Source organism: Gemmiger sp. (genome assembly GCF_036306485.1).
In the GTDB taxonomy this organism is placed as follows: domain Bacteria; phylum Bacillota; class Clostridia; order Oscillospirales; family Ruminococcaceae; genus Gemmiger.
Genome location: NZ_JAXJZK010000005.1, coordinates 15942 through 42849, shown reverse-complemented (window position 1 = coordinate 42849; position 26908 = coordinate 15942). Strand labels below are relative to the sequence as shown.

The 26908-nt window shown below is 61.8% G+C and carries 23 protein-coding genes and 1 pseudogene; 1 reads left to right on the top strand and 23 read right to left on the bottom strand.

The window, feature by feature from the left end:
* The 17 genes and pseudogenes from U0L91_RS00660 to U0L91_RS00580 form a co-directional block, all read right to left on the bottom strand.
* Nucleotides 1-634: pseudogene (locus U0L91_RS00660) on the bottom strand (4-hydroxy-3-methylbut-2-enyl diphosphate reductase); the annotation flags it as partial.
* A 30-nt stretch (nt 635-664) separates the two neighbouring features.
* Nucleotides 665-1297: a lysophospholipid acyltransferase family protein gene (locus U0L91_RS00655; protein ID WP_330043988.1), complete on the bottom strand. Its 633-nt coding sequence runs from the start codon at nt 1295-1297 to the stop codon at nt 665-667.
* Nucleotides 1298-1358: 61 nt separating this feature from the next.
* A complete protein-coding gene (gene cmk / locus U0L91_RS00650; protein ID WP_330043986.1) occupies nt 1359-2021 on the bottom strand; it encodes a (d)CMP kinase in 663 nt (220 codons plus the stop codon).
* Between the two features lie 21 nt (nt 2022-2042).
* The gene (locus U0L91_RS00645) at nt 2043-3272 is read right to left on the bottom strand and encodes a BaiN/RdsA family NAD(P)/FAD-dependent oxidoreductase (protein ID WP_330043984.1); all 1230 of its coding nucleotides are present in this window, start codon (nt 3270-3272) and stop codon (nt 2043-2045) included.
* Nucleotides 3269-4969 (bottom strand): hypothetical protein, encoded by a 1701-nt coding sequence (locus U0L91_RS00640; RefSeq protein WP_330043982.1) that lies wholly within the window; start codon nt 4967-4969, stop codon nt 3269-3271. The genes U0L91_RS00645 and U0L91_RS00640 overlap by 4 nt, the downstream gene beginning before the upstream one ends.
* A gap of 33 nt (nt 4970-5002) precedes the next feature.
* The gene (locus tag U0L91_RS00635) at nt 5003-6220 is read right to left on the bottom strand and encodes a glycosyltransferase family 87 protein (protein WP_330043980.1); all 1218 of its coding nucleotides are present in this window, start codon (nt 6218-6220) and stop codon (nt 5003-5005) included.
* A gap of 34 nt (nt 6221-6254) precedes the next feature.
* Complete coding sequence (locus U0L91_RS00630; protein WP_330043978.1) at nt 6255-7169, bottom strand: glycosyltransferase; 915 nt, start codon at nt 7167-7169, stop codon at nt 6255-6257.
* Nucleotides 7166-8284, bottom strand: a complete 1119-nt coding sequence (locus tag U0L91_RS00625; RefSeq protein WP_330043976.1) for an FAD-dependent oxidoreductase — start codon at nt 8282-8284, stop codon at nt 7166-7168. Before U0L91_RS00625 ends, U0L91_RS00630 begins: the two co-directional genes overlap by 4 nt.
* A gap of 33 nt (nt 8285-8317) precedes the next feature.
* Nucleotides 8318-9118 carry a glycosyltransferase family 2 protein gene (locus tag U0L91_RS00620; protein WP_330043974.1) on the bottom strand — a complete coding sequence of 267 codons (801 nt, stop codon included), beginning with the start codon at nt 9116-9118 and terminating at the stop codon, nt 8318-8320.
* Nucleotides 9115-9927: a sugar phosphate isomerase/epimerase family protein gene (locus U0L91_RS00615; RefSeq protein ID WP_330043972.1), complete on the bottom strand. Its 813-nt coding sequence runs from the start codon at nt 9925-9927 to the stop codon at nt 9115-9117. The genes U0L91_RS00620 and U0L91_RS00615 overlap by 4 nt, the downstream gene beginning before the upstream one ends.
* Nucleotides 9924-10859 carry a sugar nucleotide-binding protein gene (locus U0L91_RS00610; RefSeq protein ID WP_330043970.1) on the bottom strand — a complete coding sequence of 312 codons (936 nt, stop codon included), beginning with the start codon at nt 10857-10859 and terminating at the stop codon, nt 9924-9926. Before U0L91_RS00610 ends, U0L91_RS00615 begins: the two co-directional genes overlap by 4 nt.
* 207 nt (nt 10860-11066) lie before the next feature.
* Nucleotides 11067-11690 carry a P-loop nucleotide/nucleoside kinase family protein gene (locus tag U0L91_RS00605; protein ID WP_330043968.1) on the bottom strand — a complete coding sequence of 208 codons (624 nt, stop codon included), beginning with the start codon at nt 11688-11690 and terminating at the stop codon, nt 11067-11069.
* Between the two features lie 211 nt (nt 11691-11901).
* Nucleotides 11902-12549: an imidazole glycerol phosphate synthase subunit HisH gene (gene hisH, locus U0L91_RS00600; RefSeq protein WP_330043966.1), complete on the bottom strand. Its 648-nt coding sequence runs from the start codon at nt 12547-12549 to the stop codon at nt 11902-11904.
* Nucleotides 12546-13313: an imidazole glycerol phosphate synthase subunit HisF gene (gene hisF / locus U0L91_RS00595; protein WP_330043964.1), complete on the bottom strand. Its 768-nt coding sequence runs from the start codon at nt 13311-13313 to the stop codon at nt 12546-12548. Before hisF ends, hisH begins: the two co-directional genes overlap by 4 nt.
* Before the next feature lie 14 nt (nt 13314-13327).
* Nucleotides 13328-14701, bottom strand: coding sequence for an N-acetyl sugar amidotransferase (locus U0L91_RS00590; RefSeq protein ID WP_330043962.1), 1374 nt, complete (start codon nt 14699-14701; stop codon nt 13328-13330).
* Nucleotides 14702-14925: 224 nt separating this feature from the next.
* Nucleotides 14926-15234: a Dabb family protein gene (locus U0L91_RS00585; protein WP_330043960.1), complete on the bottom strand. Its 309-nt coding sequence runs from the start codon at nt 15232-15234 to the stop codon at nt 14926-14928.
* 1 nt (nt 15235) lies between these two features.
* Nucleotides 15236-16357 (bottom strand): N-acetyl sugar amidotransferase, encoded by a 1122-nt coding sequence (locus tag U0L91_RS00580; protein WP_330043959.1) that lies wholly within the window; start codon nt 16355-16357, stop codon nt 15236-15238.
* A gap of 213 nt (nt 16358-16570) precedes the next feature.
* Here U0L91_RS00580 and U0L91_RS00575 point away from each other — a divergent pair, with 213 nt between their 5' ends.
* Nucleotides 16571-18268 (top strand): GH25 family lysozyme, encoded by a 1698-nt coding sequence (locus U0L91_RS00575; protein WP_330043994.1) that lies wholly within the window; start codon nt 16571-16573, stop codon nt 18266-18268.
* Between the two features lie 69 nt (nt 18269-18337).
* Here U0L91_RS00575 and U0L91_RS00570 read toward each other — a convergent pair whose 3' ends face one another.
* The 6 genes from U0L91_RS00570 to U0L91_RS00545 all read right to left on the bottom strand — a co-directional run bounded on the left by U0L91_RS00570 (nt 18338) and on the right by U0L91_RS00545 (nt 26716).
* Nucleotides 18338-18937: a Crp/Fnr family transcriptional regulator gene (locus tag U0L91_RS00570; protein ID WP_330043957.1), complete on the bottom strand. Its 600-nt coding sequence runs from the start codon at nt 18935-18937 to the stop codon at nt 18338-18340.
* Between the two features lie 197 nt (nt 18938-19134).
* Entirely contained in the window at nt 19135-20664 is a 1530-nt protein-coding gene (gene gpmI, locus U0L91_RS00565) for a 2,3-bisphosphoglycerate-independent phosphoglycerate mutase (RefSeq protein WP_330043956.1), read from the bottom strand.
* Nucleotides 20665-20702: 38 nt separating this feature from the next.
* Nucleotides 20703-21473 carry a triose-phosphate isomerase gene (tpiA, locus tag U0L91_RS00560; RefSeq protein ID WP_330043955.1) on the bottom strand — a complete coding sequence of 257 codons (771 nt, stop codon included), beginning with the start codon at nt 21471-21473 and terminating at the stop codon, nt 20703-20705.
* Between the two features lie 156 nt (nt 21474-21629).
* On the bottom strand, nt 21630-22838 hold the full coding sequence (locus U0L91_RS00555) for a phosphoglycerate kinase (protein WP_330043954.1): 1209 nt from the start codon (nt 22836-22838) through the stop codon (nt 21630-21632).
* Nucleotides 22839-23046: 208 nt separating this feature from the next.
* Nucleotides 23047-24402, bottom strand: a complete 1356-nt coding sequence (locus U0L91_RS00550) for a sodium-dependent transporter (protein ID WP_330043953.1) — start codon at nt 24400-24402, stop codon at nt 23047-23049.
* A gap of 184 nt (nt 24403-24586) precedes the next feature.
* On the bottom strand, nt 24587-26716 hold the full coding sequence (locus tag U0L91_RS00545; protein WP_330043951.1) for a PT domain-containing protein: 2130 nt from the start codon (nt 26714-26716) through the stop codon (nt 24587-24589).
* Nucleotides 26717-26908: the final 192 nt, after the last annotated feature.

Genomic DNA, 26908 nt, shown 5'->3' with positions numbered 1-26908 from the left:
GATCGCATTTTTGGCTGAGGTCTTCCGCTTCCTGTTGCCTCGCCCACGTTGCATTACATATTGTATCAAATATTTTGGAATTTGTACACTGCTTTTTCAAAAATTCCTTACAAGTTTCCCAACTCTGGACATGAAACGTCGTCTGTGCAACAACGTAAATGGACTTTTGCTGCTTGAGCAGCGGCAGCAGTTCCTCGAGCTCGGAAATGTTGGCAAACGTTCTCACTTCTCCCGTTGTATGGCCTACAATTCCCTGTACTTCGGGATGTTTCCTGTCACCTGCCACCAGCAGAAAAGCGCCGTTGCGGCCTGCCTCCACGGCAATTTTATGGATTTTTGCTACAAACGGACAGGTGGCGTCATGATACGCCAGGCTCCGTGTTGAGATTTTGTCATAGACCGCCTGCGGCACACCGTGGCTGCGGATGATGACTTCGTACCCGTCCGGCACTTCGTCGACGGTATCGCAGGTCAGCGCGCCTCGGTGTTCAAGGTCGCTGACCACCTGAGGATTGTGGATCAGCGGGCCGAGCGTGGCGATGCGGTGTCCCTGGCTGAGCAGGTCGTAGGTCAGTTTCACGGCACGGTTCACACCGAAGCAGAAGCCGGCCGTCTTGGCCAGAAGGATTTGCATGGCAATACCTCACTGCAGGCGCCGCCCCGGTCAGGGCCGCACCTCAAAGTTGTTTTCTTCGTACAGACGTTCCAGTTCGTTTTTCAGGCGGGAGCGCAGTTCCCGCAGTTTTGCCACCGAGCGGCGGGGATCGGCGATCGCCATCTCCTCGGCGGGAATCGGCGTGCCGAAGCAGATGCGGATCCGGCAGAAGGGGCGCATCCGGTGATTCGGCGTATCGTAGATGATGCGGCAGGGCACCATATCGGCCCCCGCATTGCCGGCGATGACAAAGGCACCGCTTTTGAGGTTGCCCAGTTCTCCGGTCTTGCTGCGGGTTCCTTCGGGGAAAATCAGGATCGGCGTGCCGTTGTGGCATTCCTCGGTGACGAGGTTGACGGTGTCAAGATCGCCCTTGCCGCGGTCAATGGGCACGGCTCCCAGGCAGGCGAGGAACCATCCGATCAGCGGATTGCGGAACAGTTCCTGCTTTGCCAGAATGGTATAGCGTTTCCAGCTGAACACCGAGTCCAGGATGTACACGGGGTCCAGGTCGGACAGGTGGTTGGATGCAATGACATGGGCGCGCCCCTTGGGAATGTTTTCCCGCCCGATGAGCTGAATGTGCCAGATGATGTGCAGCAGCGGCCACGCGAGCGGCAGCAGAATCCAATAGAGAAGCATACAATTTATCCCCGTTTTAACTTCATATTTTTCGCAGCGCCCGGCAGGCCGGCGCTCCGTATTACAGGTGGGTCAGGATGGTCTTTTTGAGCAGACGGAAGCTCTCCTCGATGCCCAGGTCGCTGGTGTCCACCAGGATGGCATCCTCGGCCTGCCGCAGCGGTGCGGCGGCACGGTGGCTGTCCTGGTAGTCCCGGCGCTCGATATCGGCCAGGACATCCTCATAGCGGACCGGTTCGCCCTTGGCCTGCTGTTCCCGGAAGCGGCGGTCGGCCCGGGCCTCCGCAGAGGCGGTCAGGAAGATCTTGACGGTGGCATTGGGCAGCACCACGGTGCCGATGTCGCGCCCGTCCATCAGGACATTGCGGCTCGCCGCCAGGTCCCGCTGGGTCTGCAGCAGGAAGGCGCGCACCGCGGGATTGGCCGCGACCGCCGAGGCCGCCATGCTGATCTGCTCGGTGCGGATGGCGTCGGAGACATCCTCCCCGTTGAGATAGATATGCTGGGTGCCGTCCACCATGCCCAGGTCCAGCCGGATCTGCGGCAGAAGCGCCTCAACGGCGGGCGCATCGGCGGGGTCCTTGCCGCTGCGCACCGCGTACAGGCCGATGGCCCGGTACATGGCGCCGGTATCGACATAGGTATAGCCCAGCTCGGCAGCCAGGCGCTTGGCCATGCTGGATTTTCCGGCGCCGGAAGGCCCGTCAATCGCAACAGAAATCATCGTTCATCCATCCTTTCCTCATCAAGCGTTGCCGTCCAGATGACGGACGGCAGCCTGAGCGGTTGCCCAGGCAATCTGCAGGTTATACCCGCCCGTGCGGGCATCCACATCCAGAATTTCCCCGGCGAACCGCAGGTGCCGGCACAGCCGGCTCTCCATCGTGCGGGGGTCCACCTCGCGGGTATCGACGCCGCCGGCCGTGATGACGGCGTGCTGCAGGTCGCCCAGCGCGCTGACCGGCACCTGCCAGTGCTTGCACAGCGTGACCAGCCGGAGTTTTTCTTCCCGGGTGATCTGGGCGGCGCGGGTCGCGGGGTCCACGCCCCACTTTTCCACCGCGACGGGGCGCATCGAATGGGGCAGCAGCTTTTCCAGCGCCCCCTGGGCACTGTGACCGCCCAGCGCCGCAAAATCGCGGGTCAGCCGGTCATAGAGCGTCTTTTCATCCAGGGCGGGTTTGAGATCGAACTCGCAGAGATAGGTATGGCGGCTCAGGTCCTCGATGTAGGTGGAGGCCGAGAGCACCAGCGGGCCCGAGATGCCGAAGTGGGTGAACAGCGCCTCGCCCTGCTCGGTGAACAGCGGCTTGCCGTCGCAGAGCAGCGTCAGCCGGACGTTGCGCAGGCTCAGCCCCATCATGCGGCGGCAGGCGGGGTCAGGGCTGACCAGGCTGCACAGGCTGGGCTGCGGCGTGACGATGGTGTGCCCTGCCTGGCGGGCCAGACGATAGCCCGAACCGTCGCTGCCGGTGCCGGGATAGCTCTTGCCGCCCGTGGCCAGCAGCACGTCCGCTGCGTACAGTTCCCGGCCGTCCGATGTGCGCACGCCGCGGCAGACGCCGTCCGCGAGCAGCAGCCTGGCGGCGTTTCCTTTCTCGAACACGGCACCCCGGGCGTACTGGCGCAGCGCGGCCAGCACGTCGGCGGCGCGGTCACTCTGCGGAAAAACGCGGCGTCCCCGCTCGGTCTTGAGCGGTACGCCGAGGCTTTCAAACAGTTCCATCGTCCGGGCGGGCGGGAACGCATAGAGCGAGGAATAGAGAAACCGCGGATTGTGCCGCACATAGTTGAGAAATTCGCGCGGGTCACAGTCATTGGTAAGATTGCACCGGCCCTTGCCGGTGATGAGAATTTTCTGGCCGGGGCCCTGCGGATTATGTTCCAGAACGGTCACGGACAGGCCCTTTTCGAGGGCGGCTCCGGCGGCCATCAGGCCGGCAGCGCCGCCGCCGACAATGAGCAGGTCGGTCATACTTGAGAACTCCTTTTCGGAATACCGGTCCACACACAGAAGGTGAAGAGCAGCAGCAGCGGGTGGACGGTGGAAAGATACATCGTGGAGGTGCCGATGCCAAAGCTGGAGACCTCGACAAAGGCGATCATGCCGCAGCGAAGCGCCGCGATGGCCAGCAGGCCGAAGAGAATCAGCCACGGGAGGAACCGGGCTTCCCCGCCCCGCACCGACCGCGGCAGTGCGGCCAGGAACCGCACAACGCCGACGGCAAACAGCGCGGTCAGCCCCACGGCGTAGACCAGCCGCAGCAGGTCAAGCAGCCGGTAGACCAGTTTCTGCAGCGGGCTGTAATAGGGGGTATCCTTCCCCGCCTCGGCGGCGCCGTTGAAATCGCAGTGCAGATAGGACGACCAGAGGGCAAAATCCTCCTCGGTGCCGATGGAGCGCAGGTTGCTGTAATAGGCCGGGCAGTCCTGGAAGGTCAGCACCCAGACCAGGCTGCGGACCGATTCGCCCAGTGCGGGCAGTACATACTGTGCCCGGATAGGCTGGCTTGTCCCGCTGCGCCGTCCGCCGCGGCTGGGCAGGGTCCCGTCGTCGCAGGCCGCATTGACGGCCTCGGCCACCTCGGACCAGTACGCCTCGGCGGTCTGGGCGCTCTCATAGATTCCCTCGAACTGGGCCGCCCGGCGGATGGCCCAGTAAAAGCTGCCCGCCCGGTAATCGTTGCAGGTCGGGTCACGGAAATCGTTCTGCATCTGGGGGTCCTCCTCCAGCCAGCCTTCCAGCCGGTGCAGCGCGGGGACCTGTTCATACATGGCGGCGCGGGCATCCGCCGGGACGCTGAGCAGCGGTTCGGTGCTCCGGGTATCCACGCGGGTCATGGCGCCCATGGCATCGGCAAACGCGCCGGAAGAGAAGTCCGACAGCGCAAACACGCCATAGCTGCGCAGATTCAGTCCGCAGAAGATCAGCACGCCCGCCGCCAGCAGCGCATACGGGAGCGCCTGACCGAGGCAGGAGAGCCAGCGGCGGCGACGGATGAGCAGCACCAGCATGATGACGGTGGCCGCGGCGGCAAAGGGCAGCAAAAAGAGCCCGGCATCCTCCCGGTTGAGGAAACCGCAGCCCAGGCCCACCCCTGCGGCGGCCAGCCAGGGCCAGAGCGGCGCAGGGCGGGGTTTGTCAAAGACGATGCGCAGAGCAGCCCCCACCAGCCCCGCAAAGCAGAACATGCACAGCGCCGGGAAGATGTTGTCCCGGTAGACGCGCAGCGTGTAGGATGCCCAGGAGGACGGCAGGAACGCCAGCAGCCCATAGAGCGCAAGGGTCAGGCAGCGGGCCTGTCCGGCTGCGGTGCGGCGCCACAGCGGCCGGACCGCAAAGGCGGTGAGCAGCGAGGCTCCGCACCAGAGCAGTGCCCCGCCCAGCAGGTAAGGCACATGCAGCAGATGCAGCAGCGCCAGCCAGACCGGGAAAAACATGCTCTTGGAGAGGGTCAGATAATCATAGCCGCCCAGCCACTGCCCCTGTGAGATGGCGTTGGCGGCGCGGAACATCAGTTCATCGTCGAGCGGCGCACCGCCGACCCAGGTATAGGCCATCTGGAAATGGGTGATGAGGGCGCGCAGAACGGTCAGCGCAGTCACCCACAGCCAGAAGCCGCGGGCAGAGAGGGCCGGACGGCCGGATGGGAACACAGAGCGGAATCGCATGGCGGATCGGTCCCCTCCTTTCCGTGGGGATGGTCAGTTGTCCTCGCAGGCCGGCGAGGCGGCATGTTCGCGGGCCGCCGCAAAGACGTACCACAGCGACGCGGTGATGGCAAGGGTCTCGGCCAGTTTGGCCCAGGGGCTGACGGCGTCGTGGGAGAGGCCGAACAGCAGGCCGGCGGCCTTGGGAACGCCGAAGGCAATGACGTCGATGAGCAGGATCAGGATGCTGCCCCAGGCGGGCAGCGGAATCCGGCGCATACAGAAAATGGCAATGGCCGGCAGGGCCAGGATGATGTAGTCATGGTTCTGCTTGTAGAACCACAGCACCGAGACCACCGCCGTGACGGCGTACCAGGTCAGCCAGTCGTTGTCGAGGTGGTGCAGGAACATCCAGCGCGCCGCGGCCAGCAGGATGATCAGACCGGACAGCACATCGAGGATCAGCACCGTCCGGGTGGACACGCCGAACCGGATGAGCCAGTTGAAGAGGCCATAGTAGGAGGTGCTGTAGCTGAGCCCCTGGTTCATGATGTCGGACAGCATCGAGAGCGGGCCGCTCTCGGTCAGGATGGCCGCCAGCAGCCAGGCGCCGAGGACGGTGCCCGAGGTGACGGTGAGGGCTTTCCACCGCTTTTTGCACAGCAGCGGAAAGAGGAACGGGAACGCCACCTGCGGCTTGCACATGGCCACGGCGAGCAGCAGGCCGGCCAGGCTTTCGTTGCGGTCCAGCACACACATGGAGAGCATGACGCAGCAGCAGACGACGCCGCTCTGGTTGCCGAACAGCACCGCATTGGCCCACATGCTGGGCGCAAAGACCAGCAGGGATGCCAGCACCGCGGTGTAGCGGTCCGACACATACCGGTTCCGCAGCAGGAAGCGTTCCATACAGAGTGCCGTCACGAGCGGGGCGAGGAAATCCAGCGCCAGAAGGTAGACGCACATGGCGTTGTACGGCAAAAAGCCGGGATTGATGAAGTTGCCCAGCAGGTAGGCCCAGGGCACCGTACCGCCCAGCGAGGCATCGACCCAGCCGATCTCCGGCAGGGAGGGCACCCGGCTGTGCATCACGTCAAAGGGGTCAAGGCCGCGCAGCACATAGGCACACTCCTGCCAACGAAGCCGGGCGTCCCAGAGGTAAAGCCCGTCGAACACAAGGTAGCGGCCCAGGTTGGCGACCATCACGACAAGGAACAGAATCACCGCAAACAGCCGCAGGCGGCGCTGCGCGGCTTGGCGTTTTGGCTGCATGGCGGTGACCCTCCTTTCCGGTTCCGCAGAGCGGTTACTTTTGGATCTTTTCGATGCTCTCGATGAGGTATTTCTGTTTTTTGAAGATCAGGTCCACCAGGAGCGACAGATATTTGATGACGATGGTCAGCACGGCAAAGAGGCCGGCAAATCCTAGCGTCAGCACAAACATCATGGTCGTCCAGCCCTCGATGGGATGGCCCGTGCAGAAGATCAGCAGCGTGTAGGCCAGCTCCGCCAGGGCCAGGAACATCATGGCGATCGCAATGCCGGCGCTGAACTTATAGCCGGCATCGGTGTACAGGGCCAGGCTGTCCATGGCCAGGGCAAACCGGCCGGTGCTGCGGTCGGTCAGACGGCCGTCAAATTCCAGGTCGGTCATCCGCAGACCGCTGGCCGCATAGGCCGCCTTGCGGTACGGCAGGTTGTCGCTCGAGGCGTGCACCCGGTTGACGGCGCGGCGGCTGACCAGCCGGAAGGCGTCGGTCCGCAGACGGTAGAGCGAGCGGCTGTTCGCGTTGAAGATGCGGTAGAACAGCCGGCTGCTGCCCTGGGTGGTGCGGGGGCAGACCGAGACAATGTCGCTGCCGCCCATGGCCTCCCGGTAGGCCTGCATGACGAACTCTATCGGGTAGGGCGTCTGGGTGGAGTCGAACTCATAGACATAATCGCCGATGGCGGCATCGAGGCCGGCATTCATGGCGGGTTCCAGCCCCTGATGCAGGCTCATGTGCAGCACGGTGAGGGGCTTTTCGAGACCGGCGGCCCAGCGGCGCAGGTCGGAGACCGTCGAGTCGGTGCAGGCGTCATCCACCGCCACCAGCTCGTACTGGTCAAAGTTATCGGCCAGGACCCCGTTGAGTTTTTCAAAGAAGGCGACGGCCCGTTCCCCGTCGTTGTGCAGGTACACGACGGCCGAGATAAAATTCTTTTCCTTGTTTGTGATCATTGTTTCAGCACCTCGTCCAGGTCATACACCGTGTTGATTTTGCCGGAAAGCACGCTGACCAGCATCGGTTCGGTGTTCATCACCCGCACCACGGTGGGACGGGAATCGTCGATCTCGCTGGCTTTGAGGATGGGTTTCATGCTGAACAGGCTGCCCTGATAGGCAAACCCGTACTCTTCCTTCAGATATTTGCGCGCCAGCTGGCTCATATACGGCCAGGCGCTCTTGGGTCTGGCCGGGCACTCGTTGCAGTTGTCCAGGTTGCCCGGCGCGCAGCGGCCGCCGCTCTCCTTCTGGCAGGGGAAGGTCGCCACCGCATCGTAGCTGGTCTCGTGGGGGGTGAAGGTCACGCTGGTCAGGCTGTGCAGACCGGTCTGGCCGAACGGCATCAGGCTGAAGAAGGGACCGTCCATCACGGTGATGCCGGTGCCGCGCAGCCGCTCGTCCACGGTGCAGAGGATGATCTCGCACTTTTCATATTTGATCTTGAAGGGCGGCAGGCCCAGCATGGCATGAATGTCATTGACGCCCGCATAGGCCGCATTGAGCAGGAACGGTGCCTGTGCGGTCACATCCCCTGCCCGGACCTCCCAGACGTCCCCGATTGCCCGGATGGCGTCGGGACGATGGGAATACAGAATGGATACATTCGGAAGTTTCTCCAGTTCGGTCAGGAACCAGCGCTTGAGGACCTGGGCGTCGTAGGTATATTCGGTGGTCAGGAAGGCCCCGTCGCACATGCCGGGATTGAAATACCGCTCGGGGGCGACATCGTCGCAGCGGATGCCAGCGGCCGCGCAGAAACGGCGGAACTCGGCGGCGTTGGTCCAGCTGAAATGGGCGCTGGTGGCATAGATCTGATCAAACTCGGTATGCAGGCAGAAGCCGTAGTCGCGGCAGAAGCGCTCAAAATAGTGGGCGCTCTTGATGGCCGTGGAATAGCTGCGCGGGTAGTGATACCCCATATGGACGCGCGCCTGGTTGATATAGGTTGCCCGCATGAAGGGCCCGGGGTCCCGTTCCAGCACCAGGACGCGCTGGCCGGCTGCCCCGCACATCCGCGCGGCGTACAGGCCGTACAGGCCGGCGCCGATGATGATTTTATCCACAGTCATGTTCACATTGGACCTCCATGTTGTTGCGGGCCGTCAGGGATTGTACCGGCCTGCCGCGGCGGCAAACAGCACCTTGAGCAGTTCGCTGTTGCCTTTCCAGCCGCTGATCTTGGTCGGGGTCTTGCCGCTGGCCGGGTACGCGCGGGTCACGGGGACCTCGCAGGCACGCAAGCCCAGCTGGGTGGCCCGGATGCTCAGGTAGGCCAGCAGCTCATATCCCATGAAGATGTCCCGCAGGGGGCGGACTTCGGGATGGGTCAGGTACTCGCGGCTGTACGCGCGGTAGGCGTTGGTGGTGTCGGTAAACCACTGGTGGGCCGCCGCGCTGATGATCGGCGCATGGATGAGCCGCACGGCGGCGAACCGCAGCGGCGGCGTGTTGACGGCATGGCCGCCCCGGATGAAGCGGCTGCCCTGCACGAAATCATAGCCCTCCTGCAGTTTGGCCAGGAAGGCGGGAACGTCCTCGATGGAATCCTTGTTGTTGCCGTCAATGGTCAGCACGCCGCGGTATCCCAGCGCCAGCGCAAAATGCAGACCCATGCGCAGCTGGGCCCCCTGTTTGCCGGGGCCGGTCTTGACCAGCAGCGTATTGACGCCGTAGAGCTGCAGCGTGTCGGGGTTCATGCTGCCGTCGGTGGAACCGCCGTCACAGGGGACGATGTCCACCAGACGGTCGATGCCGGCCTTCTGGGCGCGGCCGAGTTCGGTGAGAATCCGGGAGCCTTCGTTGATCACGGGGATCAGCAGGCAGTAGTCGCTGCGGCGCGGTGCAAACGCGGTGCAGCGGTAATCCGGCACGCCGGGAATATTCTGGATTTCTGCAGTGTTCATGCAAATACCTCCGCAATATAGGTAAGGGTGCGGCGCACCGTGTCCAGGGTGGTGCGGCGCATCTCCACCGAGACATAGCCGCGATAGCCCACGGCTTTGAGCAGCATGGCCAGTTCGGCGTGTTCGGGGCGTTTGCGGATGGGAGCCAGATCGGGCTCACTGATATGTATATGGCTCACATAGCCGATATCTTCCACGAAGTCCCGCAGTTTCTCGCCGTTGCTGAGGATCGTCGAGAGGTCGAGGTTCACGGCCAGGCCGGGGTTCTGCAGGCGCTTGACCAGGGCAAAGGCATCGGCGGTGCCGTTGAGATAGTTGGTGTAGACCGGCGGGTTGGCCTCGATGGCCAGCACCACACCGTACCGCTCGGCCAGCGAGCCGGCATGATCGAAGAAGGCATCGGCCTCGGCGGGCGTATGGGGCGGGTTGCAGCTGCGGTTGCGCGGGCAGCCGAACACCAGGCTGGGGCAGTTCAGCGTATGGGCGAACTGGAAGGCCTGCGCCGTGTAGTCCAGCAGGGCCTCGGTGTCGGCAGGCTCGAAGATGTTGCCGGTCTGGCCGTACCAGATGCTCTGCATGCTCGGGACCGTGAAGCCCCACCGGTTGAGCAGATAACCGCCGAACAGTGCGGCAGCGCTCAGATTGTCGTAGGGCCCGACATAGGTATCGGGGTCCGACGGGTCGCCCTGGGGCGGGAAAATGCGGGTCGGGGCGATTTCCAGACCGGTGAAGCCGGCCTGCTGCATGGCGGTGTAGACTGCCTCGTCATCCGCCCGGTCCCAGGCAATGTTGGAGATGGCAAGATTCATAATGTTCCGTCCTTCCAGCCGCGCATAAAGGCGCAGATCTCTTGAAGTTCCTCCGCTTCGGTGCAGAGATACCCGTCCCGGCCGCCCAGCAGCGCCGCGTGGCAGCTGCGCAGGTCATAGTCAAAGGGCGGCTTGTCCAGCAGGTTGGTCCAGTCGCTGTGGCCGGTCACCGCCTGATAGACCGCCTTGGCCGTGACCGGCGGGGTCGTGAGGTTGAGCAGCGTCAGGTCTGCCGCCAGGGCCGCCGTGATGTCGCGCCACAGCCGCATCAGGGGGTAGAACTGGTACCGGCTGCGGGAATCGGTAAAGGCGAGGGCGTTGAAGTCATTGTGGGCAAAGAAGTCCCGCAGTGCCGCGGCATCTGCCCGGCCGTTCAGTTTATAGAAGCCGTTGTCTGCCGGGGAATAGCCCTTTTCCACCAGCACGGAGCGCCGTGCGAGGTCCCGGTAGAGTTCGGGGCGGAGCATGGCCGGGGTGATGGTGTGCAGATCAAACAGGAAGTTCTTTTTCAGGCCCGGACCGTACAGTGCCGGAAGCCGGACGATCAGCGCATCGGGGAAATCCTCCCGCACCCAGTCCTCGAGCTGCAGGCGGTTGGCGCCGTAGGCGGGCAGACCGTCGCGCGGCATGGGCGAGGTTTCATCCCGGCCGCGGCTGTCGGCATAGACCGCGATGGAGGAGATCAGGACCAGGCGCTGCGGGGCGATGCGGCGCAGGTTTTCCCGCGCGGCCGCCATGACGGCCAGATCCGCCGCCGGGTCGGCATTGGCGAGGAACATTGCCGCCGGCACCCCCGCGTAGACGCACAGGTCAGGCCGGGTGCCGTACTGTCCGGCGATGTCGGTGGAGTGGCAGCAGGCTGAAAACCCATGTGCGGCGGCGAGATTGCCGCCCACAAAGCCCGTGCTTCCCACCAGAAGATCCCTTGCCATACCCGATTCCTCCCGTTTGCACATGAATACAGAGTAGATTATAGCATATCGGCCGACAAAAGTACAAGCTATTTTGCAGATTCCGGCTGCGGCGCGGTACCGAATTTTTTTACCCTTTGCCGCACAAAAAGAAAAACGGCAAACCGGATGCCGGGCACAGGGCCCTGCATGGGTTTGCCGTCTATGTTCGGAATGTCGGAACCGCCATCAATACTGCGTCCGGATGGGCTCGGGACGATCGGCCACCGCAGCTTCGAGCTGGGCAACAATCTCTTTCATGCTCGTCTCAAACTCTTCCTGGCTGGAATTGTGGAAGATCAGCAGAGAGTCCGGCTGATCGGGCAGCCGCAGGTTGGTGGGCGCCTCAAAGTTGACGCCCAGGATGTACTCGTCCCAGTGGTTGAGCTTCCACATATCGCGGTCACTGGCACGGTCAATCATCCGCTGATGGCAGATTTCCGGTTTGGTATCCACCCAGATCACCACCAGCTCGGCGCCCTTCTTTTTCAGTTCGCCGCGCAGCGTATTGATGTAGGGCAGGTCACGGATCTCGCGGGTGAAAGGCGCATTGATCAGAACGATGTCGTCGTACTCCAGCGCCTCCATGGCCAGATCCAGAACCACGCGGTACTCCAGATCACGGATATACTTCTCAAAGAAAATGCTGCTCCGGTCGTAGGGCTGATGGGCCACCGCGAAAATCTGCTTGGACAACGGAATCAGCGTATCCTTATCCAGGTACACCACATGGTCGAGTGACTTGGCCAGCTGCTTGGAAATAAAGGTTTTGCCGCAGGCCGGAGGACTGGTGACCAAAATCAACTTTTTCATAGAGCACCTCTTCTGCGCGAAGTTCGTCATTTAATTAACCATGTTACAAGTTCATTATACAACAAACTTTCGCTCTTGGGAATAGATAAATAATCGAATTTGTGCTTTTTATGGATTTTTGGTGCAGTCTGATAGCGCAGCGGAAGGAGAAATGCACAGTGTCCGCTGCGTCGTTTTCCGGCATTTTTGACAATTCCACCGTCCGATGGGGTCAGTTGCCTGCCATGGTCAGGAAACTCTGCAGAATCCGCAGTCCCACCGGGCCGGATTTTTCGGGATGAAACTGTGTGCCGATGACATTGCCGCGGCAGACTGCGGCACAGACCGGCCGTCCGCCGTAGACCGCGTCCGCCAGCCGGTATGCCGGGTCGGCGGGCTTGGCCTCGTAGGAATGGATGAAGTAGCACTCCTCACCGGGGCGCACCTTTTCGAGGATGGTGCCGGCGAAATCCGTCCGGCCCGCGGCGGGCTGCAGTGCCTCCCACCCGATGTGGGGCACCCGCTCGGGCGAACCGTCCACCGCGGTGTCGGGCAGGCGTTCCACCCGGCCGGGAATCAGGTCCAGGCCGCGGTACAGCCCGAATTCCTCCGATTCGGTCAGCAGCATCTGCATCCCGAGGCAGATGCCGAGCAGCGGGGTTCCCCGCTGTGCCGCTGTGCGCAGGGCCTCGACGAGGCCGAGGTTTTCAAGGCCTTCCATGCCGTCCCGGAACGCCCCCACTCCCGGCAGAACCAGGGCGCGGGCCGCCAGCACCTGATCCGGCGTGTTGACCAGTTCGGTCTCGGCGCCGCAGTGTTCGAGGGCCAGCCGGACGCTGAGCAGGTTGGAAAGGCCGTAATCCACTACCGTGATTTTCATCTGCGCACCTCCACACCGCCGCTGCGGATCTCGTCCTTGAGTTCGGGAACACTCTCGCGGCCGTAATGCAGCACCGACGCACAGGCCACGGCGTCGGCGCCCGCCTGGGCGGCGTCCACAATATCATCGCCGCAGCCGACACCGCCGCAGCAGATCAGCGGCAGCTGTACGGCCTGCCGCACCGCACGGATCAGATCCAGATCCATGCCGTTCATCAGGCCGTCGCTGTCCACACTGGTGAGCAGGATCTCGCCGGCGCCCAGGGCCTCGCCCCGGCGCGCCCATTCCACCACGTCCAGGCCGGAATGGGCCCGGCCGTTGTCGTAGTAGGCTTCCCAGCTGCCGGCATGGGTGCGGCTGCGCTTGGCCTGGATGGAGAGCACCATGCACTGGCTGCCGAACGCCGAGGCGACCTCGGTGATGAGTTCGGGGCGATGGATGGCTGCCGTGTTGATGGCCACCTTGTCGGCACCCGTGGAGAGTGCCAGCCGCACATCCTCGACGCTGCGCAGACCGCCGCCCACGCAGACCGGAATATACACCTCCTGCACCGTGCGGCGCACGATTTCCGAGAGGTTGTTGCGGTTGTACAGGCTGGCCACCGTGTCCAGGTAGAGCAGCTCATCAATCCCCTGTTCATAATATTCACGGGCGAAGCGATTGGGGTCTCCGAGTTTGCGCAGCCCCTCCATCTGGATGCCCTTGACGAGGTTCTCGTCCTTGACATCCAGCCGTGCGATGAGCCGGATCTTTTTCTCTGTCATCGGATCACCTTCCGTCACATTTCATGATGGGTGCCGCGGGGATCGCCCCAGAGCACTTCGCTGTCCCCTTCGTAGGGCGTATGACGGAGCTTCCACATACCGTCCTCCCACTTCCAGAGGTGGGGGCTGCGGAACCGGTCGGCCAGGTGCATGAAGTATTCGCGGTCCATCCGGGGCTGCTCAAACTTCTGGCTGGCCCGTGGGAAATGCTTGGGATCAATCGAGAGGTAGCGGAAGATCTCCTTTTCGAAGCGGTCGGGATATTCGCCGTCGAACTTCTTGCAGAGTGCGCGGCCCTCCTCCAGCGTGATCTCGCCGTTGCGGATCTCCTGCGCGGCATCGTAGGTGGTGCGGCCGATGCCGTACTTGATGTAGGTGGTGTAATAGAAGAAGTCATCGATCTTGTCGTCGATGGAGTTGTACTTGGAATAGGTGCCCTGGGTGCGCTCGGGGGCCGGACGGAATCCGCCATGCTCGACCGCATAGTAGTAGGCTCCCTGCGGATGCCACTTCTCGTAGTAGCCGAGGTACCGCACCTGGACATGGTTCTTTTCGAGGTTGGAGGTCTCGCTGGGCAGATAGATGGCCAGGTCGGCCTTGTCGATGCCGTACTCCTCCTCCAGTTCCCGCAGGCTCACGCCGCCCAGGAAGATGTGGTCATAGTCATTGACCGCAAAGAAGTGCTCGTCGCGCAGGGCGGAGTTGTTGTCGGCGATGGGGTTGCCGAATTCGGCCTCGTTTTCGCCGTAAAAGACCAGCGGAATCCCGAACTTGGCCGCCATCTTGGGCGCCAGCTGTTTCTGGCCCAGAATGAACGGCTGGAACGGATGGAAAAGGTTCTCGGTGGCCAGACGGGTCAGCAGCCGATGGGTCATGCCGTTCGGGGTGCACAGATAGTTGTCAAAGCCGGCATGAATCCAGGCCTGCATATTGTCCCAGCCCCAGGGCGTATAGAGATGGGGTGCCCAGGTCACCGTGAGGGGGTGCATCCCGTACTTGTATTTGAGCAGATGGGCCGCATAGAAGCTGTCCTTGCCGCCCGAGCCGGGGACTAGGCAGTCATAGGAGCCGTCGTTGCGGCGGTACTCGTCGCAGAGTTCCCGCAGTTCCTTCTCGCGCAGGGCCCAGTCAATATGACCGTTGGCCTTGTTGTGGCAGGCGTGGCAGGCGTCGCAGACGCCGTCCGGCTGAATGACCATCGTCTTTTTGATCGAATGGATCGTGTGTTCAAATTCATAGCAGGAGTTGGGCTTCTGATTGCTCATCACGCACTCCTTGCAGAACTTCACCTCCCGGGGCAGACCGTAGTAGGTTTCCCGCTGGTCCTCCGGCAGGTCGGGGGCGTACTTGGCATAGTCGATGTCGACGTATCTCGGCAGTTTTTCCATGGTATTTCTCACTCCATTTTCACGATAACAAGCGGTAAAACGAAGGACGCCGCACCGACAGGTATCCTGTCGGTGCGGCGTCCTTGCCGTTTACAGATGGGATTATACCACATCCCCGGACGGTTTGCAAGGGGGCTTTTGGACTTCCGGCCGCAAGAAGGGGCGATATATCGCCAAGGCGGCCGGGCAGCAGAAAAGGCAGGCCGACGGCCTGCCTTGCGGGATCATGCTTCCGTCTCGAAGTCCAGGCAGGCGCGCTGCTTGGTGTAGGGGCGGACTTTGCCGTTGGCCACCTCGAGGTGGGCGGGATGGCGGGAATAGCCCTGCAGGGCTGCCTCATCGGTGAAGGTGGAGTCCAGCATCAGGTCGGTGGTGGAGCTGGCCAGGTGATCGGTCTGCACCCGGATGGACACCAGACCGGGGATTTTGCCGGCCAGGCCCTCCAGGCCCTGCTTGATGCCGGCCTTGACGGATGCCTTTTCCTCCTCGGACAGGTCATCCCGGAGCGTCCAGAGAATGATATGTTTGACCATCTTACTGATTTTCCTCCCAGATGGGATGCTTGAGCACCCACTCGCCGCACTCGTTCTTGGTGAAGAGGTCGCGGTTGTAGAACTTGTCCATGATGGACCAGAACTCGCTCTCGGTGTAGCCGCAGAACTCGCAGAAATCACGCACGCACAGAGGGTCCAGCTTGCCGTCGCGGGCCTTGATGATGGGAATGGCCTCCTCGCGGGTCATCATGCCGTAGCGGATATACCGGGCGGTGTAGTCCGTCGCAGCGGCATGGCCGAACTTGGGATACTTGAGCCAGGAGTGCACGAGGTAGGCGCGGGAATCAATCTGGTCGAAGTTCTCGGCGTGATGGGTGCGGTCCCACTCGTGGGTCAGGTCATGGAAGCCGTGTGCCTTGGCGATCTGATAGTTCTTGTAGCTGTTCCAGGGCACAAAGTAGCTCATATAGAAGGGGTCCAGCTTGGCGCGTTCCTCCGCCGTGGGGGCCAGGGTCAGGGCCAGGTCGTTCTCGGTCACGCCGTCGCCCACCAGTTCCTCCATCGGGAAGCCCACCGCGACGCCGTTCTCGATCTGGCCCATCGCGGAGTAGGTTTCCTGGTCGGAGCAGCCGCCGTACTCAAAGCTGACATTCTCACCGTAGCAGAGCATCGGGGTGTTGAACTTGGCCGCCATGTGCAGCGGGAAGGTGTAGATCAGGCGGTCCACATACCAGGTGGGCTTGCCGTACTTTTCAAAGAATTTGCGCATCAGGATCTTCTGGGCCTTGATGTTGGGTTTGCAGCTGATGATGGTGCAGCCGAATTCCTCGCTGATATTCTTGAGGTTGTGGATGCCGGCCTGGGTCATGGGGAAGTTGTCCTCCACGCTGAACAGGATGGGGTTCATGTGCATGACTTCCTTGAGCATCCAGACCTGGAAATGGCTGTCCTTGCCGCCCGAGACCGCCACCGCGCAGTCATAGCCGCCGGGGCCGTTCATGCCGCGGTACTTGTCGCAGAACGCCTCAAACTCCTTGAAGCGGGCATCCCAGTCCACATTCTTGCGGTTTTCGTAGTGGCGGCAGGCGCTGCAGACGCCCTCCTCGTCAAAGGTAATGCCGGGGCGGGTATCCGGCATGGTGCACTTCTTGCAGTAACGCATCGGAATTCTCCTTTTCATTCTCACACAGTCCGGCCGTCCTTGCGGCGGCACTCTCTAAAAGTATCATACTCGATTTTACCGGCAATAGCAAGAGGGCTTTCCTCCGTCCGGGCGCAAATTTTACACTTTCCCTCCTTTTCTTCCCGGGCCGGGTATGGTATCATGGAGAGGAATGATCACCACTTGGAAAAGGAGGAACTTGTTTTGTCTGGGATGTTCAAAAGCCGCCCGATCGGAGGGCTGACAGCCCTTCTTCTGATTCTGTTGCTGGCCTTCGTGCCGGGGTCCCTGTCGGCGCAGGCGGAAGGCGCCACACCGGAGACCGCCGCCGTCGATCAGCAGAACCCCGTCGAGAACAGCTGGCGTTACCGTGACGGCGTTCCCATCTACGATGAGGACACCCCCGCCCTCGAATGGGGAGACCTGATCGAGATTCCCGCTCCGCTGTACAACGGCAAGACTTACTACGGCATCGACGTCAGCCATCATCAGGGGCTGATCGACTGGCAGCAGGTCAAGGATGCCGGCGTGCAGTTCGTCATGATCCGCTGCGGGATCGGCAGCGAGTATGACGGGATCGGCGAAAACAAACAGGACGATGCCTACTGGGAATACAACGCCAGCTCCTGCGAACGGCTGGGAATTCCCTACGGCGTGTACCTGTATTCCTACGCAACCAACACCGACATGGCGGCCAGTGAGGCGCGCCACACCCTGAGCCTGATTGCCGGGCACAACCCGACGCTGCCCATCTTCCTGGATCTGGAGGACAACAACACCACCGCCAAGGTGGACGCCTATACATTGGGTTCCATCGCCCAGACCTACTGCGATATGCTGCAGGCCGCGGGTTACCGGACCGGTATCTATTCTTACCGCAATTTCTTCAACTATTATCTGACGGATTCCCGCTTCTCCAATCCGTCCTGGTATCGCTGGGTGGCCGACTACTCGGGTTCCTGCAACATCAGCGGCCGGGTCGATATGTGGCAGAACAGCAATTCCGGCATTGTGAACGGCATCAACGGCCGGGTGGACACCGACATCTGGTACGGCGAATTCCCCTCCGGCTCGGGTTCCACCGTCTCCCCCGACCCGACGCCCGACCCCAGCGTGCCGGCCAACTACACCGGCTGGGCCTGGATCGGCGACAAGCAGTACTGGTATGAGAACAGCATCCGCCAGGGCACCACGGGCCGCGGCAAGGAGATCTACGACCCCGCCTCCGACGCCTGGTACTGGCTGGATGCCGTGCAGGGCGGCGCGATGGCCGTGAACAAGGATGTCTATCAGGAATCCAACGGCGGCAAGTGGGTCCGCTACGACGAGAACGGCCACATGGTCAAGGGCGAGGATTACCGCTACGGCGCCTGGTATTACTTTGAGCCCATCACCGGCGCGATGGTCAAGGGCCCCTGGACCAAGGACAACGGCCAGAAGGTCTTTTACGATACGACCAGCGGCAAGATGGTCTACGGCAGCACCTTCATCAACGGCAACACCTACTATTTCAGCACGAGCGACGGGCATTTGCTGAGCGCGACCGGCGGCAATTTCTGGCTGACCATCGACGGCAATCAGTACTGGTACGAGGACTGGGTCCGCCAGGGCTGGCAGCCCGCCAACGCCGGCTACCGCGGCAAGGAGATCTTTGACCCCGGCACCAATGCCTGGTACTGGCTGGACAATCTGCAGCAGGGCGCCAAGGCGGTCAGCCGCGATGTCTTCCAGGATTCCAACGGCGGCAAGTGGGTCCGCTACGACGGCAACGGCCGGATGGTCAAGGGCTGGAACTACACCACCAGCGGTACCTATTTCTTTGACTGGATCACCGGCGCCATGGCGAAAGGCTGGGTCATGGTGGACGGCAACTGGTTCCACTTCAACGAAGTGACCGGCGTGCTGATGTAACCCGCATCAACTGTCAAAAAAACACCGGATTGCGCAGAGGCAATCCGGTGTTTTTTCTTATGGATCGGGTCAGGGGCCGACCGATTCTTCCTCCCGTTTTTTGGTCGCCACACCGTGGCGCAGACGGCTGAGGGTGACCGGCGTCATGCCCAGGAAGGAGGCAATGTAGCGGTTGTTCACCCGCTCGATGAGCCCCGGGTAGGTCTGGCAGAACCAGCGGTACCGGTGGGTGGCATTGCCGTGGCAGAGTTCGGTCTTGGAAGTCAGGTGGAAGTTACCCCACTTGACAATCTGCTCATTGTAGGCGACGGCCACTTCCGGGTAGGTGGTGACCAGCTGGGCCAGGATGCTGATGGGCAGCTCCACAAGGACGCACTCCTCCAGCGCGTCGAGGTCGCAGGTGGCCGGCTCCTTGAGGTCCATCGAGGTCATCAGCACATCGCCGCTTTCCATGGCGATGCAGGTTGTGACCTCCTCCCCTTCCGGGCCGGTGATGTAGCCGCGCGTGATTCCGCGGTAGAGAAGGATCACATTTTTCTGCTGATCCCCGCGCCGGGTGATCTTCTGTCCCTTGCGGACCGTATGTACTTCGGAGACATCGGCAAGGATCTCCAGGATTTCCCCGGATCGGATGCCGAACTTGTTCTTATAAAAGCTCTTCAGGTCCACTCTTTCTCACTCCACTGTCTGCTCACAATACCCGCTCTGCCTGTGCGGCGGCCCACCCCGCGCACAAAAGTGTTTTTTATTATACCACAAAAAAGAACACTTGTCACTCTTCCCCGCAAACAAACTTCCGGCGGCCTTTTGAAAAAGCGGCCCTCCCTTTCCGGACGGAAAAGGAGGGCCGCAGATCTTTCTGGGTTTTACTCGACGATCAGGCTCTTACCGGTCATCTCGGGAGGAACCGGCAGACCGACATAGGGCAGCATGGTGGGCGCAATGTCCGCCAGGCAGCCGCCTTCGCGCAGCTTGACATCGCCCACGCCGATGCAGACAAAGGGCACGACGTTGGTGCTGTGTGCGGTGAAGGGCGTGCCGTCGGGGTTCTTCATCTTCTCGGCGTTGCCGTGGTCGGCGGTCAGGAAGACGCAGCCGCCCGCCTGAAGCACCGCGGTGACCACCTCATTGACGGCGGCATCGACGGCCTCAACCGCCTTGACGGCGGCATCAAAGACGCCGGTATGACCGACCATATCGCAGTTGGCGAAGTTGAGGATGATCACATCATACTTGCCGCTCTCGATGCGGGCCTTGCACTCATCGGCAACCTCGGGGGCGCTCATCTGCGGCTTGAGGTCGTAGGTGGCGACATCCTTCGGGCTGGGAATAACCTTGCGGTCCTCGCCCTCGTAGGGAGCTTCGACACCGCCGTTGAAGAAGAAGGTCACATGGGCATACTTCTCGGTCTCGGCGATGCGCAGCTGGGTCTTGCCGTTCTTGGACAGGTACTCGCCCAGCACGTTCTTGAGCTCGACGGGCGGATAGGCCACCTCGCAGTTGGGCATCGTGGCGTCGTACTCGGCCATGCAGACATAGTGGACATGCTTGCGGCCGCCGCGGCGCTCAAAGCCCTTGAAGTCGTCGTCGCAGAAGATGCGGGTCATCTGACGGGCACGGTCGGGGCGGAAGTTCATGAAGATGACGGTATCGCCGTCCTCGACGCGGCCGCCCTCGCAGGTGACCACGGGCACCACGAACTCATCGGTGACGCCTGCCGCGTAGGAAGCCTCGATGGCCTCGCGGGCGTTGGCGGCATGGTTGCCCTCGCCGTAGACGAACGCGGCGTAGGCCTTCTCCTCACGGTCCCAGTTGTTGTCACGGTCCATCGCGTAGTAACGGCCGCTGACCGAGGCAATCTGGCCGATGCCCAGCTCGTCCAGCTTCTTCTGCAGATCGGCCAGGAAGCCCTCGCCGGAATGGGGGTCGGTGTCACGGCCGTCCATGATGCAGTGCAGGTAAACCTTGTCGGCGCCCATGGCCTTGGCCATGTCCAGCACGCCGAACCAGTGGTCGGCATGGCTGTGAACGCCGCCGGTGCCCACGAGGCCCATCAGATGGATGGCCTTGCCGGCATCAATGGCCGCCTTCATGTTGCGCACGAGGACGGGGTTCTTGAGCATCTCACCGGTCTGGATGGACTTGGTGATGAGGGTGAGCTGCTGGTAGACAATGCGGCCGGCGCCCATGTTGGTGTGGCCGACTTCCGAGTTGCCCATCTGGCCCTCCGGCAGACCGACGGCCATGCCGGAAGCGCTGATGGTGGTCATGGGATACTTCTTCATCAGCTCATCGAGATGCGGGGTATTGGCGGCCGCCACGGCGTTGCCGAAGGTCTGGTCCGGCGTCCAGCCGAAGCCGTCCATGATGCAGAGAAGAACAGGTTTTTTCACCATAAATGATTGCTCCTTGTGTTTTGGTTGCCGGCAAAGGCTCAGCCCTTGGTGGCGGCATCGACGATGATGGCAAACTGGTCCGCCTTGAGGGAGGCACCGCCGATCAGGCCGCCGTCCACGTCGGGCTTGCTGAGCAGTTCCTCAGCGTTCTTGGCATTCATGCTGCCGCCGTACTGGACGGTCAGCGCCTTGGCGGCGTCCTCACCGTACAGCTCGCCGACCACCTTGCGGATGGCGGCGCAGACTTCCTCGGCCTGATCGGCGGTCGCGGTCTTGCCGGTGCCGATGGCCCAGATGGGCTCGTAGGCGATGACGACGTTCTTGAGCTCGTCGGCGGTCACACCGTTGAGGGCGATCTTGACCTGCATGCGGACAAGCTCCTCGGTGACGCCCTGCTCACGCTGCGCCAGGCTCTCGCCGACACAGATGATGGGCTTCAGGCCACCGGCCAGGGCCGCACGGGCACGCTTGTTGACGGTCTCGTCGGTCTCGGCAAAGTACTGACGGCGCTCGCTGTGGCCGACCACGACGTACTCGACGCCGAGATCGGTGAGCATATCGGCAGAGATCTCACCGGTGAAGGCGCCGGACTTTTCAAAGTGGACGTTCTCGGCGCCGACATGGATGTTGGTGCCCTTGGTCTTGGCAACGGCGGTGACCAGGTCGGTGAAAGGCACGCAGATGACGACCTCGCAGCCGGCATCCTTGACCGCGGGGATCAGGGCGTCGATGAGTTCGGCGGCCTCGGTGGCGGTCTTGTTCATCTTCCAGTTGCCGGCGATGATGGCTTTGCGATTCTGTTTATCCATAGAAGAAAACTCCTTTGCAAGATAGTGCCGCCCCGCGTCTGCGGACTTGGCGGCATGGGTCGCCGCGCCCCGGTCCGGAGGCCGGCGCGCAGCGTTTTCCCATTCAAAAAGCGCAGCGGCTTGGCCGCCGCGCTTTGGATTGCGGGTTGGGAATGATCAGGCGTTCTGGATGACGGCGATGCCGGGCAGCTCCTTGCCTTCCAGGTACTCCAGGGAAGCGCCGCCGCCGGTGGAGATGTGGGTCATCTTGTCGCCCAGGCCCATCTGCTGGACAGCAGCCGCGGAGTCGCCGCCGCCGATCACGGTGGTAGCGCCGCTCTCGGCCATGGCCTTGGCAACCGCCAGGGTGCCGGCAGCCAGCGTCGGGTTCTCAAAGACGCCCATGGGTCCGTTCCAGACAACCGTCTTGGAAGCCTTGACGGCGTCGGCGAACAGCTTCATGGTCTCGGGACCGATGTCGCAGCCTTCCTTGTCGGCCGGAATTGCGGTAACGGGAACGATCTCGGTCTCAACGGGAGCGTCGATCGGGTCAGGGAAGGCGGACACGCAGGCGGTATCCACAGGCAGCAGCAGCTTGACGCCGTTGGCCTTGGCCTTCTCCATCATTTCCTTGCAGTAGTCCAGCTTGCTGTCGTCGCACAGGCTGGTGCCGATCTCATAGCCCTGCGCCTTCAGGAAGGTGTAGGCCATGCCGCCGCCGATGATGAGGGTGTCAACCTTCTCGAGCAGGTTGGAGATAACGTTGAGCTTGTCCGCGACCTTGGCGCCGCCCAGGATGGCGGTGAAGGGACGGACGGGGTCGTTGACAGCGTTGCCGAGGTACTTGATTTCCTTCTCCATCAGGTAGCCGACAGCGGTGTCCTTGACGTACTTGGTGACGCCGGCGGTGGAGCAGTGCGCACGATGGCAGGAGCCGAAGGCGTCGTCCACATAAGCGTCCGCCAGAGAAGCCAGCTCTTCGCTGAAGGTGTCGATGTTCTTGGTCTCTTCCTTGCGGAAACGGGTGTTCTGGAGCAGCACCACATCGCCGTTGTTCATGGCGGCGACGGCGGCCTTGGCGTTGTCGCCCACGACGGTGTCGTCATCGGCGAACACAACGGTCTGGCCCAGCTTCTCGCTCAGGCGGACCGCCACGGGTGCCAGGCTGAACTTGGCCTCGGGGCCGTTCTTCGGCTTGCCCAGGTGGCTGCACAGGATAACCTTGGCGCCATCGGCGATCAGTTTCTTGATGGTCGGCAGTGCCGCGTTGATGCGGTTGTCGTTGGTGATCACACCGTCCTTCATCGGAACGTTGAAGTCGCAGCGGACCAGCACGCGCTTGCCGGCGTAATTTTCATCATCAATCGTCTTTTTGCCCAAACCCATGGTAAAAAACTCCTCTCGGTATTTGATACTTCGTTTTGGTCTTTGCGTCGCGGAGCCGAAACTCCCGATGCCTTGCTTTTATTATACGCACAAAGGCCGGATTGCGCAAGGGGGAATTGACACATTCTTAACAATTTTCGGAGTAAAAAATCCCGCCCCCGCATAGCCGGTTTTTAGGCGGTTTGCAGAGGGCGGGAATCCGCTGCGATCAGAGCAGACCCTGAACCAGGATCACCACAATGAAGATGGGCAGCAGGAAGGTCAGATAGAACCGGAGATGACGGGGCAGCTTGAGGCCCTCGCCGGTGTTGGCCTCGGCAAAGTACTTGTCAAAGCCCCAGCCCCAGCGGGTCACACAGAACAGCAGATAGATCAGACTGCCGATGGGCAGCAGCAGGTTGCTGACCAGGAAGTCCTCGCCGTCCAGGACCGTGGACCCGGCGCCGAGCGGCTGGATGGCCGACCAGATGTTGAAGCCCAGCACGCAGGGAATGCTGGCCAGCAGGATCACAACGGTGCCGATGATGGACGCGCGACGGCGGGTCATGCCGAAGTTTTCCATCATGCAGGCCAGGATGTTCTCGAACACCGCAATCACCGTCGAGAAGCTGGCGAAGGTCATGAAGAGGAAGAAGAGCGCGCCCCACAGCCGGCCGCCCGCCATGCCCGCAAAGACGTTGGGCAGCGTGATGAAGATCAGGCTGGGGCCGCTGTCCGGACTGATGCCGAAGGAGAAGCAGGCCGGGAAGATGATCAGGCCGGCGCAGAGGGCCACGAAGGTATCCAGCGCGCAGATGCGCAGCGCCTCACCGGACAGGGTGTACTTGCGGCTCATATAGCTGCCGAAGATTTCCATGGCGCCGATGCCGAGGCTGAGCGTGAAGAAGGACTGGTTCATGGCCGCCACAATCACCGAGCCCAGGCCGACTTCCATGGCGCGGTCCCAGTCGGGCAGCAGATAGAAGGACAGGCCCTCCGCCGCGCCGGGCAGCGTGACGCTGCGGACCACCAGCACGACGATCAGGATGATCAGGGCGCACATCATGACCTTGTCGATGCGCTCCAGGCCGTTCTGCAGGCCGCGGCTGCAGATCATAAAGCCCACCAGGACGGTAATGGCCATCCAGCCGCCCTGCTCCCAGGGATTGGCCAGCATGCCGTTGAAGATTCCGGCCACTTCCTCCGAGCCGAGGCCCGAGAAGGTGCCCGCCGCAAACTTGAAAAAGTAATCCAGCATCCAGCCGCTGACGGTGGTGTAGTACATCATCAGTGCGCAGCAGCCCAGCAGGCAGATCCAGCCGTGCAGATGCCATTTGCTTCCCTTGGGTTCCAGGGCCTTGTAGGCCGTGGCGGCGCTGCCGTGTCCGGCGCGGCCGACCGCAAGCTCCATGGTCAGGACCGGTGCTCCCATCAGCACCAGGAACAGCAGATAGAACAGCACAAAAACGCCGCCGCCGTTCTGGCCTGCCACCGTGGGAAAGCGCCAGACATTGCCGATTCCGATGGCACATCCTGCACTGACAAGCAGGAATCCCAGCCGGGAACCGAATGATTCACGATTCACAATACAGTTCCTCCCTTTGTAATAAGCCGCTGTTAAGAAACAGCAATGGAAATATTATAGCGAACCTTCGCGGATATGACAAGGGGAAATTGCCGCATCGGCGGCCATCGCGGCACCCTGGCGGTGAAAACGGCGAAAAAAAGCCCCGGCGGGGGGATGCCCTGCCGGGGTAAGGATAGAATCCTCAGAAACGCTGATACTCGATCACGGAGGAGTAACGCTTGGAACCGCCATCGGTGTAGGTGGTGGTTTCGCGGCGGTTGTCGTCGCTGACGATGGGATCATCGAACAGCGAGTAGTACTGCCGGCGGCCGTTGCGCTTGTACTCGGTGACTTCCTCATACTTGAAGGTCATCTCGGCGCTGCCGACCTGATCCTCAAAGCGGAACTTCTCGCAGTGGCGGTCAAAGAACGGAACGCCCATGCAGAAGATGTCCAGATCACGGTATTCGCTGCGGGTGCCCTTCCAGCTGGTGACCTTGCCGTTGCCGTCATAGGTCCAGGTATCGGTGCGGATGATCTTGCCGCTGCTGTTGGTGACCGTCATCTTGGTGGGGCAGTTCTTGAAGCTGCCGTAGGACAGGTTCACAACGGACAGAACCTTGTTGTCCGAAGCACGGTACTCCCAGAAGGTCGTGACGTTGCCCTTGCTGTCCCACTTCTGGGCCTGCAGGTAGGCAACCGGCTGGCTGGCGCCGCGCAGATACAGCTCAATGCGGTTGAAGTTGCTGTTCTTGTAGCTGTAACGGTACTCGAAGGTGTAGTTGGAATCCAGCTCCTGATGCAGGTGGCTGGTGATCATGCCCTGATCCTCGTACTTGTAGGTATCGGTGACCTGGACATTGCCGGCAGCATCCTTGCGGTTGCCGCCCGTGATGCGGCCGTAGCTGTCGTAGTAGATGACCGTCGTGTTCATCAGGGAACCGTCGGCATAGTAGTTGCTGCGGCGGATCTCACGGAAGCGGGTGGTGTCCTCCTCGACGGAGACCAGCACGCCGTTGGAATCGAAGGTGCAGTAGGCACCGCCGATGTACTTGCTGACATTGCGGTCCAGGATGCCGGAGTAGTCATCGGCATGGATGGTCTTGCCCTCGGCATTGCTGCCCCAGCCGTGGAGCATCTTGCCGGTGTCCTTGTCGTAGTAGTACAGGTTGCCGTTGTCGTTGAACAGGCCCTTGAACATGATGCCGGTGTTGGTATCGAAGTAATACCAGCTGCCCACACCGTTGTCCACGATGTACTTCTTGCCCTTGGCCATCGTGCCGTAGGTATAATCAAAGAAGTACTTGTTGCCGTCCTTGATGTTCCAGCCCTTGATCATATGGCCCTGGGCGTCGTAGCGCACCCACTTGCCGATGTTGCCGGCGTCATCGCTCTTGGACTCCTGATAGACGTCCTTGTTGACGGCCTTCTTGCCTTCGGCGTTGTTGTCCAGCCAGTACCAGGCGTTGGAGTTGGGATCGTAGATCTCCTTGCCGCGGTAGTTGGGCTGGGAGGGCTCGAAGCCCTGACGGCGGCCGTTCTCGTACCAGTAATCGCCGCCGTTGATGCTGCGCCACTGCAGGTTGATGCCGACGCCGGTCCATTCGTCAAACCAGCCGTAGGCATCGGCAACGAGCTGACCGTAGGCGTTCATCGTCTGGGTACGGACGTTGCCCTTCTGCATGGCGCCGGTGATCATGTCATAGTAGTAGGTCTGGGAGGTGCCCGGGACGGTGTACCAACCCTTGATCATATGCCCCTGCTCGTCGTAGCGGACCCACTTGCCGCCGTTGGAATCCATGTACACTTCCTTGTTGACGGCCTTGGCACCGTTGTAGATCGCGTCCAGCCAGTACCAGGCGTTGGAAGAGGGATCATAGATTTCCTTGCCGCGGCCCGTTGTGCCCTGCCGGACACCGTTCTCGTACCAGTAGGCGTTGCCGTTCTCGTAGTACCAGCCGTACTGGGGGGTCGCGTCGAAGGTCTCGGCATTCTGGACCTCCTGCGGCTCCTCGGTGGGAGCGGCGGTGGGTTCTGCCGTCGGCTCGGCGGTCGGCTTGGCGGTGGGTTCCGCGGTCGGCTCCGCCGTGGGTTCGGCGGTGGGCGCAGCGGTCGGTTCCGCCGTGGGCTCAGCCGTCGGTTCGGCGGTGGGTTCTGCGGTCGGGTCCGCGGCCGGCGTCTGTTCCGGCTCCGGCGTGGCCTCCGCAGAGAGCGCCGCAGCAGCGTTGACATCGGCGGCATCGGCCGCAGGCTCTTCGGCCAGGACCGGCAGGGCTGTGGCAGCCGCCATGGCCATGGCCAGCACAAGGGCTGTGATCTGCTTTTTCTGCATAATCGGACATTTCCTCCTTCTTTGCGGTCAGGACCGCTTGGTTATAACGTTTCTGCGCCGGCGCAGCGCGCCCGGAGCGGGGGTTCTGCCCTGCAAAACAGGCAGAGGGCCGGCGCAAACTGGTTTTATTATAGCATACGGCATAAATTTCCACAAGATTTTCACAAAATCTGACTTGTAAATTCTTTTTCG